Source organism: Indolivaga capnocytophagoides DSM 22835, assembly GCF_000426485.1.
GTDB classification, from domain to species: Bacteria; Bacteroidota; Bacteroidia; order Bacteroidales; family Dysgonomonadaceae; genus Dysgonomonas_A; species Dysgonomonas_A capnocytophagoides.
Genome location: NZ_AUFL01000011.1, coordinates 73,230 through 93,856, shown reverse-complemented (window position 1 = coordinate 93,856; position 20,627 = coordinate 73,230). Strand labels below are relative to the sequence as shown.

Annotated in this window: 14 protein-coding genes and 1 tRNA gene; 9 read left to right on the top strand and 6 right to left on the bottom strand. The window is 36.2% G+C overall.

Annotated features, from left to right (window positions below; genetic code table 11):
* Positions 1–21 precede the first annotated feature (21 nt).
* Positions 22–3,087: a SusC/RagA family TonB-linked outer membrane protein gene (locus tag K322_RS0106255; RefSeq protein WP_051290667.1), complete on the bottom strand. Its 3,066-nt coding sequence runs from the start codon at positions 3,085–3,087 to the stop codon at positions 22–24.
* 599 nt (positions 3,088–3,686) lie between these two features.
* Positions 3,687–5,021: an NADP-specific glutamate dehydrogenase gene (locus K322_RS0106245; RefSeq protein ID WP_026626121.1), complete on the bottom strand. Its 1,335-nt coding sequence runs from the start codon at positions 5,019–5,021 to the stop codon at positions 3,687–3,689.
* 449 nt (positions 5,022–5,470) lie between these two features.
* Between K322_RS0106245 and K322_RS0106240 the strand changes: the two genes are divergently transcribed.
* Positions 5,471–5,839, top strand: coding sequence for a hypothetical protein (locus K322_RS0106240; protein ID WP_026626120.1), 369 nt, complete (start codon positions 5,471–5,473; stop codon positions 5,837–5,839).
* Positions 5,840–5,940: 101 nt separating this feature from the next.
* On the opposite strand, the gene K322_RS0106235 is transcribed toward K322_RS0106240, so the two are convergent.
* Both K322_RS0106235 and htpG read right to left on the bottom strand, forming a co-directional pair.
* Complete coding sequence (locus tag K322_RS0106235; RefSeq protein ID WP_026626119.1) at positions 5,941–6,594, bottom strand: ATP-binding cassette domain-containing protein; 654 nt, start codon at positions 6,592–6,594, stop codon at positions 5,941–5,943.
* A 441-nt stretch (positions 6,595–7,035) separates the two neighbouring features.
* Positions 7,036–8,934 carry a molecular chaperone HtpG gene (gene htpG, locus K322_RS0106225; RefSeq protein WP_026626118.1) on the bottom strand — a complete coding sequence of 633 codons (1,899 nt, stop codon included), beginning with the start codon at positions 8,932–8,934 and terminating at the stop codon, positions 7,036–7,038.
* 380 nt (positions 8,935–9,314) lie between these two features.
* Between htpG and K322_RS0106220 the strand changes: the two genes are divergently transcribed.
* Together K322_RS0106220 and trxA are read left to right on the top strand one after the other, a co-directional pair.
* Complete coding sequence (locus tag K322_RS0106220) at positions 9,315–9,848, top strand: RNA polymerase sigma factor (protein ID WP_026626117.1); 534 nt, start codon at positions 9,315–9,317, stop codon at positions 9,846–9,848.
* Between the two features lie 180 nt (positions 9,849–10,028).
* Complete coding sequence (trxA, locus tag K322_RS0106215) at positions 10,029–10,418, top strand: thioredoxin (protein ID WP_051290666.1); 390 nt, start codon at positions 10,029–10,031, stop codon at positions 10,416–10,418.
* 60 nt (positions 10,419–10,478) lie between these two features.
* Here trxA and K322_RS0106210 read toward each other — a convergent pair whose 3' ends face one another.
* Positions 10,479–10,940 (bottom strand): MarR family winged helix-turn-helix transcriptional regulator, encoded by a 462-nt coding sequence (locus tag K322_RS0106210; RefSeq protein WP_051290665.1) that lies wholly within the window; start codon positions 10,938–10,940, stop codon positions 10,479–10,481.
* 328 nt (positions 10,941–11,268) lie between these two features.
* On the opposite strand from K322_RS0106210, the gene rpsF reads away from it, so the two are divergent.
* The 5 genes from rpsF to K322_RS0106185 all read left to right on the top strand — a co-directional run bounded on the left by rpsF (position 11,269) and on the right by K322_RS0106185 (position 14,212).
* On the top strand, positions 11,269–11,616 hold the full coding sequence (gene rpsF, locus K322_RS0106205; RefSeq protein ID WP_026626114.1) for a 30S ribosomal protein S6: 348 nt from the start codon (positions 11,269–11,271) through the stop codon (positions 11,614–11,616).
* Positions 11,616–11,885, top strand: a complete 270-nt coding sequence (gene rpsR / locus K322_RS0106200) for a 30S ribosomal protein S18 (protein ID WP_175552611.1) — start codon at positions 11,616–11,618, stop codon at positions 11,883–11,885. The genes rpsF and rpsR overlap by 1 nt, the downstream gene beginning before the upstream one ends.
* A 21-nt stretch (positions 11,886–11,906) precedes the next feature.
* Positions 11,907–12,350, top strand: a complete 444-nt coding sequence (rplI, locus tag K322_RS0106195) for a 50S ribosomal protein L9 (protein WP_026626112.1) — start codon at positions 11,907–11,909, stop codon at positions 12,348–12,350.
* A gap of 452 nt (positions 12,351–12,802) precedes the next feature.
* Complete coding sequence (gene tyrS / locus K322_RS0106190; protein WP_026626111.1) at positions 12,803–14,095, top strand: tyrosine--tRNA ligase; 1,293 nt, start codon at positions 12,803–12,805, stop codon at positions 14,093–14,095.
* Between the two features lie 46 nt (positions 14,096–14,141).
* Positions 14,142–14,212: transfer RNA gene (locus K322_RS0106185), tRNA-Gln, on the top strand.
* A gap of 56 nt (positions 14,213–14,268) precedes the next feature.
* Here K322_RS0106185 and K322_RS0106180 read toward each other — a convergent pair.
* A complete protein-coding gene (locus tag K322_RS0106180) occupies positions 14,269–18,381 on the bottom strand; it encodes a hybrid sensor histidine kinase/response regulator transcription factor (RefSeq protein WP_026626110.1) in 4,113 nt (1,370 codons plus the stop codon).
* 542 nt (positions 18,382–18,923) lie between these two features.
* Here K322_RS0106180 and K322_RS0106175 point away from each other — a divergent pair.
* Positions 18,924–20,588 (top strand): GH35 family beta-galactosidase, encoded by a 1,665-nt coding sequence (locus K322_RS0106175; RefSeq protein WP_260203216.1) that lies wholly within the window; start codon positions 18,924–18,926, stop codon positions 20,586–20,588.
* The last annotated feature ends 39 nt before the right edge of the window (positions 20,589–20,627 follow it).

Below are 20,627 nucleotides of genomic sequence, written 5' to 3'. Positions count from 1 at the left end.
AAATCAAATAGGTCCGAGACCTTAAAAGTTTAAATTCACACCAAACATAAATACCAAAGGTCTTGGATAAAGATTATAATCAATTCCAGGATCAGTACTGTTTCCTACCTCAGGATCTAAACCGTCATACTTGGTAATAATAATCGGATTCTGAACTGTAGCATAGAAACGTGCTGAAGATGTAGGACTGATGAATTTCAGTTTATCTAAAGTATATCCCAATGTGATATTATCAATTTTCAGAAACGATGCATTTTGTACATAATAATCCGAAAACAATTGTTTTGATCTGAAGTTAGTATATAAAGCTGAAGTCGGTTTATTTGATAATGATGCCTTATTACTGAATAATTGGTCTAAGCTAAGATTTGCACTATTTGCAGCAACAGAGTTATAAGCATAATTACCTAACGATACACGCCCATTAAATCCAAAATCCCAGTTTTTATATGTCCATTTCGAATTAAATCCCATAGTAACATCTGCTGCAGGTTTTTTATATGCATACAAATCATTTTCATCAATAATACCATCTTTGTTACGGTCTACATATACCCCTTCGAGCGGTTTCCCACTTTCATCATATACTTGTTCGTACACATAGTATACACGTGGTGCATAACCAACTTTATACGCTTGTATTTTTTCGCCCCCATCACCACCGGCTGATCCTATACTTTCGTAATAATTAGCTTCCGATCCATTTACAAGTTTAGTTATTTTACTTTTATTATATGCCAAATTAAAACCTACCGACCAGTCCAAATCTTTGGTTGCAATAGGACGTCCGTTTATAGAAAACTCAATCCCTTTATTTGTCATTGATCCAATATTCTGAGGCAAACGTTCCGAAGGGCTTGTTCCTGCAACTACCGGAGCTACAGTATTCAACAAATCAGTTGTTTTACGAGAATATATGTCCACAGACCCATTAATTCGATTATTTAAGAATCCATAGTCGAAACCGGCATTCCATGTTGTTGTAGTTTCCCATTTTAGATTAGGATTGTATCCACTCGGACGCATTAAGTTTACCCAATTAGTTGAACCATCGGGATTAGTTCCCATCGGATAATATGCTTTACCTTCACCTATTGAATAGGATGGCGAAGAGGGATAGTAATAATCATCACCTAAGTCTTGCTGTCCTGTTTTACCCCAACCTATACGTAATTTTGCATCGCTAAGTACCGAAATATCTCTCAAAAACGACTCCTCTTTCATCTTCCAAGCCAATGCTGCAGCAGGGAACAGACTCCACCGATTATCTTCTGAAAAACGAGAGGAACCATCGCGGCGTAGAGTAAAAGTCAACAGGTACTTATCATTAAATGTATAGTTAAATCGGCCGAAGAATGACAGCAAATAATATTCTTTAAAGTCTAAGAAATTACGTCCTTCATATACTTCTCCAATACTTGACACACGATCTTCTTTTGATATGTACCATTGTCCTTCGTCTTTCCATTTCTTGTAATGTTGCCAGGAATAACCACCCATTACATCAAACTTACTCTTCAATGAAGGTAACTCTTTCATATACTGAGCATAAAACTCTAGAAGTTGATTATTCTTGAAATTATAGAAATTTTTCCGCAATCCGCTTTGCTCATCATTTAAACTATAAGCTGTAGGATTGAATGGATCTTTAAAATCTGTACCGTTTGTCGTTGCAATATCTATACCCAGATTGACATTGAATCGCAAATCGGGTAGGAAGTGTAATTTATAATCAGCCTGAACATTACCGATAAAGTTTCTCACATTCGCTCTGTTATCTTGCATATCTAACATTGCCACAGGATTTTTACCTGCAATAGAAGATAGTTTATTAGGATCTCCACCATCTGTCCATGAGAAATATCCGCCCCATATGCTACCATTTTTAACTGCTTGAGTAGGATCGAAAGATATTGATGAACCAATGGCTCCTGTCTCTCCAAAACGGGTTTTAGAATACATACCCTTTCCATTAATGTTCAGTTTTAAATGGTCATCGAGCAACGATGGAGTCAGTGAAATACTTGCAGTAACTCTTTCCATCGATGTGGTTTCTAAAATACCGTCTTGCTTAGTATACCCTAGTGACGCTCTGAAAGGTAGAGCTTTACCTAACGAGCCATACATGCTTAGGTTATGGTCTGTACCAAGAGCTGTTCTATAAATCTGATCTTGCCAGTCGGTGTTAGCAGTACCAAGCATACCAAGTACAGTAGCCTCATCACTAGTACCGGTAAACCGTTCTGTTATATAGTTTCGATATTGATTAGCACTTAGCACATCTACTGTTTTGCGAGACGTACTAACCGAAAAATTACCATTATAGGAAACTTTCAATTTGCCACTAACCCCTTTTTTTGTGGTAATTAATATAACACCGTTCGAAGCACGCGACCCGTATATTGCAGTTGCCGAAGCATCCTTCAGCACTGTAAAAGTTTCAATATCTGCGGGATTAATTGTACTTAGGAAGTTAGACGAACCATCCAGATCATTACTAACAATAACCCCGTCAATAATCATTAACGGATCGTTCTTTGCGTTTAACGATGCACCTCCACGAATACGGATTGTAGAACCTTCACCTGGACGTCCCCCGTTGGAAGTTACATTCACACCTGCTATCTTACCGCCCAATAGATCTTGAGCAGTAGTAGCTAACCCTTTATTTTTCTCATCGATTTTGATAGCAACAACAGAACCGGTTGCATCTTCTTTTTTTACACTACCGTAACCGATTACCACTACCTCACTTAATAGTTCGGTATCGTCGGCTAACTTAATATTTATTTCTTTCTGACCGGCAATAGGCAATTCTACAGCCTTATATCCGATATAAGAAATAACCAAAGTTCCATTTGACGGAGCATTTATCTGAAATTGTCCATCCAGATTTGTAATTGTTCCGTTAGCAGTTCCCTTTACTACCACAGAGGCCCCAATTATAGATTCGCCATTAGAATCTGTCACAGTTCCTTTGACTAGCCCGACTGAGCCACTTTGTGCATACATTGTCGAAATAGACAATACTCCTATTAGCATAAATAAGAGTAACGCAGCACAGCTTTTTTTCACCTTTTCCTTCATGTGCAAATTGTTAAGATTAACATAAATTTTCGAGAACTTAAAAAAGATCTAAATCCTCGTTAAGTTTAAATCATGATACAAATATGATATAATGAGGACTTTTTTCATCGGAGAAAAAGCATAAACTCATCTTTTCGGAGTGCAAACGTTTGCAAAGAAATACAACATCAGGATTTTCATTTTGTCAATCTTTCGATCTTAACACACACTCGATAGTTTTACAACATGCAGCTATGACAATAAATTCTTCCTATCCCAAACATATATGTTTCAACAAAATACACTTATACAAGCATAAGAAAATCAACACTAATCTCTATAAATATTTTTTAGATAAAAACAACACACCCCTATTATAACCTATAACATTACATTTGCAAACATTGTTTAAAGAGGAATATAATCCGGAAAAATAGTATTATAGAGAAAATAGAATAGCTCCATAAACTAAAAAGACTTTTTTCAGGGTATATTTTCTCTTTAAGGAATGAGCCAAATCGAAATAAAAGTTAAGAATGAAATCTCAAAAAAAAAGAGAGCTGCATTAATGCAAACTCTCTTTTCTTTCCAAAAAAATTAGTATATGCGATTATATAATATTACAAAACACCTTGTGACATCATGGCTTTTGCAACTTTCATAAATCCTGCAATGTTTGCACCTTTCACGTAGTTAACAAAACCATCGCTACTCTTACCATATTTCACGCAATTTTCGTGAATATCTTTCATTATAAGCTTCAGTCGATTGTCAACTTCTTCCTCCGTCCAACTCAAACGTTCAGAATTCTGACTCATCTCAAGTCCCGAAACGGATACTCCCCCTGCATTAGCTGCCTTACCGGGAGCATACAAGATACCCGCATCAAGAAATACATTTACAGCCTCGGGTGTAGATGGCATATTAGCACCTTCCGAAACAGCAATAACCCCATTGGCGACAAGAGTTTTGGCATCATCCCCATTCAGTTCGTTTTGAGTGGCAGAAGGTAAAGCTATATCCGCTTTTTCGTTCCAGGGTCTGCCGCCTGCTACATATTTACAGTTATATTTCTCCGAATATTCACGAATACGTCCTCTGTAAAGTTCTTTCAGTTCTTTCACATATGCCAGTTTTTCGGCTGTGATTCCTTCCGGATCATAGACATAACCGTCTGAATCTGATAATGTCACTGGAAGCGCACCCAATTCGATCAGTTTTTCACAGGTATACTGAGCAACATTACCCGACCCGGAAACCAAACACTTCTTACCTTTAATATCTATATTTTTGGTTTTCAACATTTCCAGTAAAAAGTAAACATTTCCATATCCGGTTGCTTCGGGACGAATAAGCGATCCGCCGAAAGTAAGACCTTTTCCGGTAAATGTCCCTGTAAATTCACGAGCCAGCTTTTTATACATACCGAACATAAATCCGACTTCACGGCCTCCGACACCTATATCTCCGGCAGGTACATCCGTATCGGGTCCGATATGACGCCAAAGCTCCGTAACGAATGCCTGACAAAAGCGCATAATCTCGGCATTTGATTTTCCTTTCGGATTGAAATCCGACCCTCCTTTACCGCCACCCATAGGCAGAGTTGTCAGTGAGTTTTTGAAAGTCTGTTCAAATGCAAGAAACTTCAATATAGAAAGATTTACAGATGAATGGAAACGAATTCCTCCTTTATACGGACCAATAGCATTGCTGTGTTGAACACGGTATCCCATATTGGTATGCACTTGTCCTTTGTCGTCAGTCCATGTCACACGAAACGAAAATATACGCTCCGGAATACAAAGACGTTCGATCAGATTCACTTTATCAAATTCAGGATGCTGGTTATAAACCTCCTCAATAGACTCTAATACTTCGTGGACTGCCTGATGATACTCTGGTTCGTTAGGAAAGCGTCGTTTTAGTTCAGATAAAATTTGTTCTGTCTTCATTTTTAGTAAAAGAAATTATGTTTATGAATTATGTAGGTTCTAAAATAACATTATGACATACAAATATAGCATTTTTCCACAATAAAGCAACAAATAAGTTCAATCATACAGAATAAAGCTCACAACGACTAACTAAAAATTATAAATTGAGAAGAATAAAAACAAACCGAATTCATTTTGTCATGATTTTGCAAACCGGAGAATACATTTAGACAAAAAATCAGAATACAGAACAGACAGACAACACACATTTAACACCTTAACCAAAATTTAACAGATAAAAATGCATTTTTTCTATCAAAATATTTTTTCTAATCAAAATAAGTGTTACCTTTGTAACATCAAATTAAGACAAAGAATACCATGAATCTAAACAGGAAAACAGGTATGCTTTGTCTTTTTTTATTAGGTTAATGGTTATCAATAAGGTTGTTTTAAAATTTTAGGTTATGAAAAGGTTATTTATTTTAGCAGCAGCTATATTTTCGTTAAGCGCTGCATCGTTCGCAAGTGATGGAGAGTATGCATTTCTTTCTAAATTAACAGAGAAAGACAAATTTGAAGGACTGGCTAATTATCTTCAGGCAGATTTTGAACAACAAAGATATTTGAAAGAAATATTTGCGTTGTCAAACAAAAAACTTGAAGCTGCATCTGTAGACGGAGCAATTTCTGAAGCAGATTTACAAAAAGCATTAGCTTTTAACTTGGCAAATACAAAAAGCGTATTATCTCGCGAACAGTATAAGAAATATCTTATAATGTTGAACATCACAGCCAATAATAGTAAGAGTGGAGAGTTTTTAGCTGAAAAATAAAGCTAAAAATTCTACCCAAATTACTTTTTTTTCGAAAAGTACAAATACTCTATAATATTAATAGGATCAGATATCTGATTCTATTTTTTTTTGTCCCGTAATCACATATCCACACCATACTTTACGAGTCGGCTCAGATCTTCAACACGAAGAACAGCCGCATCCTCTACAAGATAAAGATCGTCGCTGACATCTACCACATATTTACACATATGATCTGATATAATAATACCTTTTTTCGTTTTTTCGTTTCGAATCAGATCAACAAAAACGGAAGTATTTATAGGTGACAAATGAGAAAAGGGTTCATCCAATATACAAAACTGAGAATTACTTTTCAGAATCAAATATATTTCGATAATTCTTACATCTCCACCCGACAAATGACATATCTTTGAATCTGTATACGAATAAAACTCATTAAAAATGCTGCAAAATTCATTATAATCCACACAGAAATCTCTGAATACAGAGGTGACTTTTAAATGCTTTGGTAAAAAATTAAATTGAGGCAACATCCTTAACTCAGCAGGATTGAGATAGTCACCGAACAAAATATTGCCATTTATTCTTACTGATTTTTTGCTTGTTCTAATATCCCCGAAAATAAGTTTAAATAAAGTAGATTTCCCGCAACCATTCCGACCCAAAACCCCAGTGACCCGTCCTGTCTCCGACTTCAGGTACACATTACTCAAAATTAAGCTTTCGCCCCATCCGAACTGGACACTATCTATTTCAAGTACATTTTTCATAATGCAAAACTAAAGCCGATACAATTACAAATAAGTGAATTGATACATCTAACACAAAGGAGAATAACCACAACTTGCGCTTATCAACCCCGAGATTTTTATAATAATAAAACTCTCCTTTTTTATACTCTTTCATATAAAAGTAAACTAACACCATAGTCCCCAACTTAAACCAAAATAATGGTAGATAAACAGAAACACCCTCTCGATAAAAAAAAGAGGCACAGATAAACGTTATTACCAGTGAGAAAATCCCAAAAGATCTATAAAATGTAAAACATAATTTAAGATACCTCATTCAATACTTTTTCTATGACACACTTTATTCCAAAATCAAATATATTCAAAAAGACAAACCGTACTCATTTAAAAAGCACAAAAAAGGTCAAGCCATATTAAAAGCCCGACCCTTTTTATATTATAACTAAATTATTTACAGATTCATCTCGACGAAATAATATCGGTACTTCGTTTGATAAAACTGCTCAAAGCCTCACCTTTCAGCATATTATTTGAAAGCAATGCCAGATCTATTAATTGCCTCATAATTGCACTTCCGGCAGCATATTCTACTGCAGCATCCTTATCTTTCGCCTCTACATCTGAAAGAATCTGCTTAACCAATGGATGATTCGTATTCACGACCATTTTATAATGATCGGGCATATCCCCATAAAAAGCCATACCGGTTTGCAAAGCCGCCATTTCTTTCATCCTTCTCATATACTCATCCTGAGTAATCTGTATCGGCTGAACATTTTCTTTAAGCGGTTTATAATCAAATGAGAAGTCTACTTTATCAATAACCGGCAGTTGAGATTTAAAAGCTTCGTTCAATTTTTCTTTCTGCTCATCATTCAGATCAGAATCTTTTAGATCTTCTTTCTTTATTATATTATCAATAATATCACTGTCTATGCGAACAAAACGACTTTTTTCGAATTTCGACTCCAACATTCCCGCTAAATGAACATCCAATTGCCCATCGAGGAGCAAGACATCGTACCCGTGTTCTTTTGCCGCATTAATATAAGAATACTGTTCTTCTTTATTATTTGTATACAGATAAACCAAAGTATCATCCTTATCGGTCTGATTTGCAGATATCAAAGTCTTGTACTCTTCAAAAGTGAAAATTTTAGAATCAACATTCTTCAAAAGACAGAATTTCTGAGCTCTGTCATAGAATTTTTCATCTGTAAGCATACCGTACTCGATAAATATCTTAAGACTATCCCACTTTTCCTCAAACTGCGGACGGTCATTTTTAAATATTTCCTCCAGGCGGTCAGCCACTTTTTTAGTAATGTGGTTTGATATTTTCTTTACATTATGATCGCTTTGCAAGTATGATCTCGACACATTCAACGGAATATCCGGAGAATCAATCACACCATGCAAAAGAGTCAAAAATTCGGGCACAATCCCTTCCACCGAGTCTGTAATAAATACCTGATTAGAATAAAGCTGAATCTTATTCTTATGAGGATCTACGTTTGGTTTCAGTTTCGGGAAATATAATATACCTGTCAGTTTGAACGGATAATCTACATTCAAATGTATCCAAAACAAAGGTTCATCCGTGAAAGGATACAACCCCTGATAAAATGTCTTATAATCTTCATCTTTCAACTCACTTGGCTTACGAGTCCACAACGGAGTAGTATCATTAATGACATTATCTTCATCAGTTTCAACCGATTTACCATCCTCCCATTTTGTTTTCTTTCCGAAAGCAATCGGTACAGGCAAGAATCGGCAATATTTCTTCAACAGACGCTCAATCTCGGCATTTTCAAGGAAGTTCTTATTTTCGTCATCGATATACAATACAATATCAGTACCCCTCTCCTGCTTATCGGCAGCCGAAATTGTAAATTCGGGACTACCATCACATGTCCATCTTACGGCAGGCTCATCTTTGTACGATTTAGTCACAACCTCCACTTGCTTAGAGACCATGAAAGACGAATAAAATCCTAACCCGAAATGTCCTATAATAGAATTAGCATCATCTTTGTATTTATCAAGGAATTCATTAGCAGAAGACAAAGCTATCTGATTCAAGTATTTATCAACCTCTTCGGCAGTCATACCGATACCTTTATCGGAAATGGTCAGAGTGCCTTTTTCTTTATCTACCGATATATGAATTGTAAGATCACCCAATTCTCCTTTAAATTCACCCAAAGATGAAAATGTCTTTAACTTCTGAGTCGCATCAACAGCATTAGAAACCAATTCTCTCAAGAAAATTTCATGATCGCTATACAAGAATTTCTTTATGATGGGGAAAATATTATCTGTGGTAACCCCAATTTGACCTTTTTTCTCTTCCATAATTATTATATATATATATATATATGAATTTTACTACTATTTCGGTTTCATCCACATTACACCGTCAAAAAAAATGCCAACAATCAAAATCCTGCCATTTTGACAAAATAAATAGATTTTTCAATCAAACACCAAAACCAACATAAATTTTATCTATACCGCATAACACTCTTTTCAAAACCACTCAATAAAATGCAAAAAATTAAATACCAATACATTACTACTACCACAAATTCAATATTAACATTTATTTCACTAAATAAGTCATATTTTATTTCTTTGATTCAGAAAAGATTGTAAATTTGTAATATTGGTTAATCCAATAAATATTATATATAATTATGGACGTTGCTTTCGGGCAACATAAAAGGGGAATAATTATGAGTACAAACACTACAGACGCAAATGGTTTTGAGAGAAAACTTATTGCATTACAGAACAATATGTTGAATTTTGCTATGACTCTTACAACAAATAGAGAAGAAGCAAAAGATTTGTTACAGGAAACCACTCTGAGAGCATTAGATAATAAAGAAAAGTATTATGAAAATGTAAATTTCAAGGGTTGGGTTTTCACTATAATGCACAACATTTTTGTAAATAATTACAGAAGAATAGTCCGCACACAAACCGTTGTGGATCAGACCGAAAATTTATATCACTTAAACCTGCCTCAGGATTCAGGTTTTGACACTCCCGAAGGAGCTTATACCATTGCCGAAATTACAAAGGCTATAAACAGCTTTACCAATGAATATAAGATTCCGTTCTCGATGCATGTTTCGGGTTACAAATACGAAGAAATAGCTCAAACCCTATCTTTACCGATAGGCACAGTAAAAAGTCGTATCTTCTTTGCCCGCAAGAGATTACAGGAAATGCTAAGTGATTATAAATATCAGGATAGAGAATAAGAGGCCTGAAACCTCAAAAGTATAACAAGAGCCGCAGTAATCTATTTTCCTGCGGCTCTTTAAGGTCTCAGACCTTTTTATAAACTTTTGCAAATATAAAGACAACAGTTAGTTGCTACTTTCAAGACAATGACATTAACTATCTTCTGTTGTCTGCAAAAACAAAACATTCCACATAAGATGAAAAAATATCTAATAATAATCTGCTCCATCGTATTAGCTTTGACTACGAATGCTCAGAGCAAGCAGGAAAAAGGGCAAGGCAAGGTAGTAAAAGTGACAGCAACCAACTACAATCAGGAAATAGCCGAAGGGATAGTCATAGTTGACTATTGGGCTCCATGGTGTGGCCCCTGCCGTAAACTAGAACCTATATTGAAAAGTCTGGCAGCGGAAAAAAACATCAAGATCGGAAAACTGAATGTCGATGAAAATAAGTCATTCACTACGGCAAAAAAGATTTCGACAATACCCACTATGCTTATTTATAAAAACGGGAAAGAAGTAGAACATCTCACCGGACTTTACACGAAAGAAGAATTAACAAAGATATTAGACAAGTACCTGTAAACAAATAGAGAGCATTTTTTAATGCTCTCTATTTTATAAATATCACAATAAACCCAACTATCAAATAAGGCTTTCCTGTATATTATTAAAAACAATCTTTAGGATCGAGCGCACCTGATTAAGCCCTTCCTCGTCTATTCCAGCCAAGGCATAATGCATGGTCTCATTTACCGCTCTATTTGCTTCATCTTTTATACTCTCGCCTTTGGGTGTCAAAAAGATCAAATTAGAACGCCTATCGGCTGGTGTAGCATGACGTTCTACCAAACCTTGCTTAACCAGATTATCGACCAAACGGGTCATACTCGGTTTATCTTTAAAGGTCGCATCGCAGAGTTTTTGCTGTGAAACTCCATCCTGCCTCCACAGAAAGGACAACACAGTCCATTGCTCCGGAGTAATATCAACACCTGCCTTTCGGAAATTGCGATACATCTTTCGGTTTATCGCCATCGACACTTTCCCATTAATGATGGGGAAAATATACTCAGGATCTATCAATTCACTATTATCTTGCTTCATCTTATAATTATCTAAGTAACAGAAAGTATTCAACAATATACTTTTGATTCAAGGTTTCATATCTATTTATTATCCATCCAAGTAGCCAACAATAGGTCGTTATTACTTTAATACGATATCGACACCTACTGATACTTATAATACGTTTCGGATGTTTGACCTTGCCAAAATAATAAAAAGGACTGAAACCTTTAGCCCGAAAAACAAAAATACAATATCTTAGCGTTTATCTGAAAAGTTTTGAGCGGTTATTTTGTTTTTCGGGGATTAAATCTTAACTTTGCGCCTCGAAAAACATTATTGTTTAACAGATTATAATTAATTATTTATGAACCATTACGAAACCGTTTTCATTTTGACTCCCGTTTTGTCTGATGTACAGATGAAGGAAGCGGTAGAAAAATTCAAAGGTATCCTTGTTGGTGAGGGTGCGACTATCGTGAACGAAGAGCATTGGGGGCTTAAGAAATTAGCTTACCCAATCCAAAAGAAATCTACAGGATTTTATGCATTCATCGAGTTCGATGCAGAACCAGCTGTTATCGAAAAATTAGAGCTTCAATATCGTCGTGACGAAAAAGTTATCCGTTTCTTAACTTTCCGCCAAGATAAATACGCTCATCAATATGCAGAAAAAAGAAGAGGTTTAAGATCATCAACTAAAAAAGAAAATTAATCATGGCACAACAATCAGAAATCAGATATTTGACTCCTCCTTCAGTAGATGTCAAAAAGAAAAAATACTGCCGTTTCAAGAAAAGTGGTATCAAATATATCGACTACAAAGATCCTGAATTCTTGAAAAAATTCTTGAACGAACAAGGCAAAATCTTACCTCGTCGTATTACCGGTACATCGTTGAAATTTCAACGCCGTATAGCTCAAGCTGTAAAGAGATCTCGTCATTTGGCGTTGCTTCCTTACGTAACTGATATGATGAAATAATTTAAAACAGGAGGAAAAATTATGCAAGTTATATTGAAAGAAGACGTAACCAACCTAGGTTACAAAGACGATGTAGTAACGGTAAAGGACGGATACGGACGTAACTATCTATTACCTCAGGGTAAAGCTGTTATAGCTACAGAATCTGCAAAAAAAGTATTAGCTGAAAACTTAAGACAACGTGCTCACAAACTAGAAAAAATCAAACAAGACGCTCAGGCTCTTGCTGCGAAACTAGAAGGAGTTGCTTTGACTATCGGTGCTAAAACAAGCTCAACTGGTACAATTTTCGGTTCGGTTACAAACATTCAGGTTTCTGAAGCTTTGGCAAAACAAGGTTTCGAAGTAGACCGCAAAGTTATTGTAATCAAAGATGCAGTTAAAGAAGTTGGTTCGTACAAAGCTCTATTAAAACTTCACAAAGAAGTTTCAGTAGAAGTTCCATTCGAAGTAGTTTCTGAATAAGAGGCTTTAGAGCAATCTAAAATATATAAAAAAGGATTATCCTATTGGGTAATCCTTTTTTCATATATATGCTGCCCTTTTTTCTTTTTTATCTATAGACAAAGTGTTCTTTAGATTGCTGTAAAAAATCAGAGAAAAGGCATCATTAAAGAAAGTACAAGTTTACTGTAACTTTTGTTACCTTTTGAGGATATTTCGTAGGGGCGTATAATTATACACCAGAATTTAAAAACATCGGGCGAAATATTTTTCGCCCCTACGGGCATGATTGGGTTCAATGGTGAAGATGGCATCTGAAGTAAAACTAAGAGTTACTTTTGTTACCTTTTATCTAATTATACAAGAGCAAGATATTGAATGTAAGAACATACATTTTTTTTATCTAAAAAAGAAGTCGTACTTTTGCACCAGTATGAATAATAAATAGGTCTGAGACCTTAAAACGTAATTCGATGAATTTTGTTGAAGAATTAAAATGGCGTGGTATGATTCACGAGATCATGCCGGGAACTGAAGAACAACTTCAGAAAGAATTAACTTCGGGGTACGTAGGTATAGACCCTACAGCCGACTCATTGCATATCGGCCACCTTGTCGGAGTTATGATCTTAAAGCATTTTCAACGTGCCGGACATCGTCCTCTTGCCCTTATCGGAGGTGCAACAGGTATGATTGGCGATCCATCAATGAAATCACAGGAAAGAAACCTTCTGGATGAAGAAACCCTTCGCCGTAATCAAGAAGGTATCAAAAAACAATTAGCCAAATTCCTTGATTTCGAGTCCGATGCACCAAACAAAGCTGTGTTAGTTAACAACTATGACTGGATGAAAGATTATTCGTTTTTGAATTTTATCCGTGATATAGGTAAGCACATCACTGTGAACTATATGATGGCAAAAGATTCTGTAAAAAAACGATTGAACGGAGAATCTTCGGAAGGTATGTCATTCACCGAATTCTCATATCAACTACTGCAAGGATACGATTATCTGCACTTATATAACGAATATGGCTGCCGCATACAAATGGGTGGTTCTGATCAATGGGGAAACATCACTACCGGAACTGAACTTATCCGCCGCAAAACAGGAGGCGAAGCATTTGCGCTTGTCTGCCCTTTGATAACAAAAGCCGATGGTACTAAGTTCGGTAAAACCGAATCAGGAAACGTATGGCTCGACAGACGCTACACATCACCTTACAAATTCTACCAATTCTGGCTGAATGTAAGTGATGCAGATGCAGAACGTTATATTAAGATATTTACCTCTTTGAGCAAAGAAGAGATCGAAGCATTAGCGACAGCTCAAAAAGAAGCAGCTCACTTGCGCCCTCTTCAGAAAAAGCTTGCCGAAGAGTTGACAGTGATGGTACACTCGAAAGAAGACTACGATCAGGCAGTAAAAGCATCAGCTATATTATTCGGCAATTCGACTGCGGATGACCTTAAAACATTAGACGAGGAAACTCTTCTTCAAGTATTCGAAGGCGTACCTCAGTATGAAATATCCAAAGCTGATTTGGCTGACGGAATTCATGCATCGGAGCTATTAACTCAAACAGCAGCTGTATTTCCATCAAAAGGGGAAATGAAAAAGCTAGTACAATCCGGAGGTGTTATGATTAATAAGAATAAGCTCGAAAGTGCTGAAGAATCAATTGATCTTTCGTATTTAATCGGAGGAAAGTATATTCTTGCGCAAAAAGGTAAGAAAAATTACTTTTTATTGATTGCAAAATAAAAAAACAATCTATACTTTTGCATTGCCTTAATAAAGCAATGCATATTGTCTCATGGTGTAACGGTAGCACAGCAGATTCTGGTTCTGTTTGTCTGGGTTCGAATCCTAGTGAGACAACAAAAAAAAAGCTGATAATCAATCAATTGTCAGCTTTTTTTACCTAAAATCAACAATCACTCATCCTTTTCAAAATCAAATTCGACATATTCTTTGGGTGACATTCCGTAAAACTCACGAAATGAGCTTGAAAAGTGTGATAAGTTAGAAAAGCCTGTTGCGTAAGCCACTTCTGAAATAGAAAGCTTCTTATTAGCCAAAAGTAATGCTGCCTGCTTCAGTCTTATACTTTTAATGAAATCACGTGCCGACTGGTTTGTAAGCTCCTTTAGTTTTCGGTGCATATGTACACGGCTCATACCAACATTTGTAGCAAGCATTTCGACACTCAACTCTGGATTGGATAAATTCTCATTGATGATCTTCATTATTCTCTCCATCAGTATTTCATCGGAAGATTTCATTTCTATATTCTGAACCATCTCCTCAGGGTACTGCATTCCGCTAAATTTCGTCTTAAGACGGGCTCTGTTTTCCAGTAAGTTCGTGATAGTGTATCTCAGCATCTCTGTGTTAAAAGGTTTCGACACATAGGCATCCGCGCCAACATCAAGTCCTTCTATCTTATTCTCAGGAGTAGATCTCGCAGTCAATAATATAACGGGAATATGATTGATATTGATATTCTGCTTTATTTTCCTTACAAGAGTTATTCCATCCATTTCCGGCATCATTACATCACTTATAATCAAATCCGGCTGTTTGATCAAAGCAATATCCAGCGCCTTCTTACCGTTTTCACAGACGATGATCTTATATTCGGAAATCAATTCACTTTTTATATAATCTCTAATCTCATCCTCATCTTCAACTATCAGAATAGTGTATTTTGTCCGGGGCTTTATTTTCGAATCGGAATCACTCTCAATAACCGAGTTCGACAATTCGTTCGAAACGGTTGTCGTAAATTTATTCTCTTCCTGTGATTTGATTTCTCCGTTTTCTTCCAGTTCCTGAGCTCTTAAATGATCGCTGCCCAAAGGAATACGAACTATAAAACGAGTACCCGGCATATCAGACCTGTTTTCAGCCTGTATCGAGCCATAATGGAGATGAACTAAAGACCTTGTCAGATGCAAACCGATACCGGTTCCGAAATTAGCATTTGTGAAATCATTGCTTATTTGATAAAAACGCTCAAAAATCTGTTCGATCTTATCTTTATCTATGCCTATTCCATCATCCTGAATAACTATCTCGAAATATCTACGCAGAGGACCTTTTACCAGATCATCCTTACCTGTAGATAATTCAATAGAGATATTACCATTATCCGGAGTATACTTAAAGGCATTTGATAAAATATTAAGAAGTATTTTATCAAAGTTATTGAGATCTATCCAAACATTGAGCTTATCCTCTTTGTGTGTAAAATTAAAACTGATATTTTTTCGCTGAGCCAGATATTCAAATGTCATCATCAGATCTTCAATAAATCCAACAATATCGGTTTCCCTGAAATGAAGTTGCATCTGTCCTTTATCCAGTTTGCGAATATCCATCAACTGATTTATCAATCGTAATATCCGCTGAGCATTCCGATAAATCATCACATAGGTCTTTTGCAGTTTAGCATCCTTATTATCAACTATCAACTTTTCCATCGGATTGATGATCAATGTCATTGGAGTACGTATTTCATGCGATATATTTATAAAAAACTGTAGTTTGGCTTCATTTATCTGCTCCTGATGCTCTCTTTTCAAAGCTTCCTGACGATGTTGCATCCGGCTATAAATGTAGTTCACAACAAACAAAATCAACAATACAATCAAAATAGCATAACCCCCATATGCCCATGGAGACTGATACCAAGGTGGAGAAATTACAATTTTAATCGTTTTTATCTCGGAATAGTTATCATAATCATGAGCCCTCAGCTTAAATGTATACGTTCCGGGACTAAGGTTTGTGTACGTGACCCGATTGATCCCCGGATAAGAATTAGTCCAGTCCTTGTTTATTTCTTCTATCATATATTGATAGATAATTCTCTCCGGATTTGTAAATTCGAGAGCTGAAAATTCAATACTGAAAGTATTATCATTATATCCCAGATGAAATTCATCGGCATCTTGCACCGAGGTAGAAACAATATCATCCCCACCCGACTGGTCTCCCCTTTTTACCGCATGATTAAATACATAAAAGTCGGTTATCAGGACATGGAGCTGCTTCTTTGTTTCGATAATATCTTCTGGAAAGAAATTTGTCACACCATATATTCCGCCAAAATACATCTTTCCTTTACTATCTTTAAATCTAGCTCCACGGGTAAATTCATTCCCTTGCAACCCATCTCCGGCATAATAATTTATAAATCGGTTCTCATCAATTATAAACTTATTGATTCCGGCATAAGTACTAATCCACATATTTCCATCCCGATCTTCACATATTCCGCAAATAACATTGCTCGACAGTCCATCTTTGGTCGTATACTTTTTGAGGGTCTGATCTTTCTTATTGAATACACTAAGCCCATCCGTTGCACCTATCCAGATATTACCAATTACATCTTCCAATAGGCAATACACTACATGCCCCGGTTGTATGGTATTTGTATTCAAATATTTAATAAAGGTATTCTTCAGCGGATCAAAACAACTGACACCTTTGTAATGAGCAATCCAAATCAAACCCTGACTATCCACCAGAATATCGTTAATCCAATCGTTACCTAATTCATCTACCGAAAAATCGTCATTTTCACTTTTATGCGATTCATAATGAGTCAATTTCCCGGTCTCCAAACTCATCTTATAAATGCCTGCACCATAAGTCCCTATTAACAGGTTCTTATGATTATCTTCTCTTATACAATAAATCTTATCATTGACCAATTCTTTTATATACTGACAATTACCGGTTTTACGATCCAATTTAGCCAACCCTTTTGTATATGAACCGACCCATAAATTATCGTTCGAATCTTCATAAATACTAAGTATTGTATTGGATATCGAAACAGGTGATGATGTCTGGCTATAATGAACAACTCTCTCCCCTTCATCATTGACTCCGTAAATGCCCTCGTTGTTTGTTCCGATCCACAGAATACCCTCCTGATCTTTATAAATAGACATTACAGAACTAGCTCCGATAGGATTATTCTTTATTGATTTCAAACCATAGTAACTAAACTTATTCTTAGTGTTCGGTATAAAAATAATCCCTTTCTGAGAAACACCCAACCACAGATTATCGTCCTTGTCTTGGAGAATAGAATAAATCTTTCCTTTGGTAAAGTCAATAAGAGCAGAGCCCGATTCATAATCTTCCACAACATTCTTTTCCGAATTGTAGTATTTTAAGCCTTGACCCTCTGTACCTATATACAAAAGATTTTCTTTACTGACCAACAGGTCCTTAACCATCAATGGAAGTCCTTTATTATAAGGAACAACCTCAAAATTTTTAGTCTTCTGGTTATATCTGTTTAACCCTCCCGTTAAAGTGCCTACAAATAAGTTCCCCTGCCTGTCTTCCGCTATAGACGATATATTATTGCTCATAATTCTGCTCGGAGCAGTAAACGTTTGAATCTTACCTGTTTTAGGAGAATACAGATTCAATCCGTCATTTTCGGAGCCTATCCATAAATTTCCATGAGAGTCTTCAAATATAAGATATAGATAATTACTGGTAAGAATATCCCTCAAGCGGACTTCTGCCCGAACTTCATCCTTATGTTTTTTTATAGAGAAGGCACCTTGTCCTGATGTCGTAATCCATATCTCCTTATTACGGGTTTCGATAATACGGGTCACATGCGGATTCACTCGCTTATCTCCGTTGTACATAGGTATTTCTTTGAAAGAATCAGAAGCCCTGTCGTATATCATCAACCCATCAATACATCCGATCCAAAAATTTCCTGAACTATCTTCAAAAACCGTTCTGACATAATCGTTCTTTAAAGAAGACTCATCTTCGGGTATATGCTTATAGGTCGAAAACTTCATCCCATCGAATTTATTCAATCCGTTCTCCGTTGCTATCCAGATAAAGCCGCGTTTATCCTGATATATCTGATTTATCAAACTACTTGACAAATTTTCATCGGGAGAATAGAATCTGCCTATCTGAGCTAAAACAGGAGTGTAATCGATAAGCAGAAACAAAAACAAAACAATAAGGAAATTTAATCTTATGTTTTTACAGGTCATAGATATTAAAAGATTAAGAAACAACAAGAACTAAGGCATTATACCTTTTTATTGATTTGGTAAGTATAACAATCAAAGCTTATTATTAATTAGAAATGTATAATCAAATACATTTATTTACTTAATATAGCATACACTAAGGCTTTTACTCTAGGATCTAGATTACCGGGACCAAAATTACTCTAAGGTACGAATCCCTGAGAAAAGGCTATACACAAATATAGAAAATTAAAAGGATTTTACCCCTGTATGTAACATTGGGAAAAGAAAATGTTACACTTTCTTCAAGCCATGTAACACAAGCACGATTATCTGATGCACCAAAACAATAAATTAAAAAGATATATTCATAGGTTTGTATTTCATAAATAAGGTCTCAGACCTACCTATAACTTTGGTTAGTAGAATGACCAAAGTCCGCTGTAAACTTTAAAATATATTATTAAATACTTGCTATTAGTTATTACACCGAGAAAACCTTAAAATTTATTGCCATGTTAAAAAACAAACTTTTAATACTGATTATAGCCATTGCTGCTTCGATGCAAGGACAATCCCAAATACCCCATCTGATAAAACAAGGAACTGCAACCCAATTGGTAGTTGATAATAAACCTTTTTTGATACTAGGTGGTGAATTAGGAAATTCTTCGGCATCAGCGGTTAGTGATATAGAGTCCATTTTTCCAAAATTACAAAAGATGGGACTCAACACAGTATTAGTTCCTGCCTACTGGGATCTGATTGAACCGACAGAAGGACAGTTTGATTTCAGCCTGATTGATAAAACAATAAATCAAGCCAGAAAAAACCAATTAAAAGTTGTTTTCCTTTGGTTCGGAGCTTGGAAAAACTCCATGAGTTGCTATGCTCCTCTTTGGTTTAAACAAGATTATAAGAAATATCCCCGTGCATACACTCAGTCGGGTAAACCTTTAGAAATAGCCAGTTCTTTTTCCGGCAATGTTTTACAGGCTGATAATAGGGCTTTTACAGAATTAATGAAACATATAGCATCGGTTGACGGCAAAGACAATACTGTTATTATGATACAGATTGAAAACGAAATCGGGATGCTCGAAAATGCCCGCGATTATTCGAAAGAAGCAAACGGTCTGTTCGAAGCTCAGGTTCCCGAAACATTAATCAAGTATCTCTCTAAAAATAAAAAAACACTTCATCCCTGGCTGCTTGACAAATGGGGAAAAGCAGGATTTAAAACGAAAGGAAATTGGCAGGAGGTGTTCGGGAACGACGTCTATACTGATGAGATATTTATGGCTTGGTCTTATTCTTCCTATGTGGAAAAATTAGCACTATCGGCTCGTTCAATACACAATATACCGCTATATGTAAATGCTGCAATGAACAGCCGGGGACGCAAACCCGGTGAATATCCCTCAGCTGGGCCTTTGGCTCATCTCATTGACATTTGGCAGTATGGGGCTCCCAATATTGATCTGCTGGCCCCCGACTTATACGATAAAGGCTTTGCGGGATGGGTTGCACAGTATAAGCTGCACAACAATCCATTATTCATACCCGAAGTAAAATTGACTGATAACAATGGAGTACAGGCCTTTTATGCTTTCGGCGAACACGATGCAATCGGATATTGTCCGTTCTCCATCGAAAACGGCAACGATAATCCAGATGCTCCGACAGTAAAGGCTTACGCAAAGCTGAAAGAATTAACACCCCTCCTAACCAAAATACAGGGAAAAGGCATGTCAAACGGACTTCTGTTTGATCAGGAAAACAAAGAACGTATCCTCCGTTATGATGATCTGAAAATTATCAGCCGTCACTTTTTTACATTGCCATGGGATCCGAGAGCTACAAACGGCAGTACTTGGCCTGAAGGCGGAGGGATTATAATCCGCTTGGCTAAAGATGAATACATTGTAGCAGGAAGCGGTATTGTAATTGAATTTCAGAAAGAAGGAGAAAACAAATATACTGAATCTAAAAACCTGGGAGAAGATGGATTTGTCAGTCAGGGAGGAAATGAGTCCCTAAAACAAAATACATGGAACGGTGGATCGAGAGCCGGTATCGGCACTGTTGACGAAATCAGTATTTCCCCCGATGGAACATTCAACTACCTCCGCAGGTTGAATGGAGACCAAACACATCAGGGACGTCATGTACGTATCGGCGTTGATGATTTCAGTATCCTTCACGTTAAACTTTATGAATACAAATAAGATATCACTACAACTAAGTAAATAAAAGTATTTAATGAA

What these genes read in the sequence shown, in the direction of transcription:
- K322_RS0106255 (WP_051290667.1), bottom strand. Translation starts at nt 3,087, where the DNA reads ATGAAGGAAAAGGTGAAAAAAAGCTGTGCTGCGTTACTCTTATTTATG.
- K322_RS0106245 (WP_026626121.1), bottom strand. Translation starts at nt 5,021, where the DNA reads ATGAAGACAGAACAAATTTTATCTGAACTAAAACGACGCTTTCCTAAC.
- K322_RS0106240 (WP_026626120.1), top strand. Translation starts at nt 5,471, where the DNA reads ATGAAAAGGTTATTTATTTTAGCAGCAGCTATATTTTCGTTAAGCGCT.
- K322_RS0106235 (WP_026626119.1), bottom strand. Translation starts at nt 6,594, where the DNA reads ATGAAAAATGTACTTGAAATAGATAGTGTCCAGTTCGGATGGGGCGAA.
- htpG (WP_026626118.1), bottom strand. Translation starts at nt 8,934, where the DNA reads ATGGAAGAGAAAAAAGGTCAAATTGGGGTTACCACAGATAATATTTTC.
- K322_RS0106220 (WP_026626117.1), top strand. Translation starts at nt 9,315, where the DNA reads ATGAGTACAAACACTACAGACGCAAATGGTTTTGAGAGAAAACTTATT.
- trxA (WP_051290666.1), top strand. Translation starts at nt 10,029, where the DNA reads ATGAAAAAATATCTAATAATAATCTGCTCCATCGTATTAGCTTTGACT.
- K322_RS0106210 (WP_051290665.1), bottom strand. Translation starts at nt 10,940, where the DNA reads ATGAAGCAAGATAATAGTGAATTGATAGATCCTGAGTATATTTTCCCC.
- rpsF (WP_026626114.1), top strand. Translation starts at nt 11,269, where the DNA reads ATGAACCATTACGAAACCGTTTTCATTTTGACTCCCGTTTTGTCTGAT.
- rplI (WP_026626112.1), top strand. Translation starts at nt 11,907, where the DNA reads ATGCAAGTTATATTGAAAGAAGACGTAACCAACCTAGGTTACAAAGAC.
- tyrS (WP_026626111.1), top strand. Translation starts at nt 12,803, where the DNA reads ATGAATTTTGTTGAAGAATTAAAATGGCGTGGTATGATTCACGAGATC.
- K322_RS0106180 (WP_026626110.1), bottom strand. Translation starts at nt 18,381, where the DNA reads ATGACCTGTAAAAACATAAGATTAAATTTCCTTATTGTTTTGTTTTTG.
- K322_RS0106175 (WP_260203216.1), top strand. Translation starts at nt 18,924, where the DNA reads ATGCAAGGACAATCCCAAATACCCCATCTGATAAAACAAGGAACTGCA.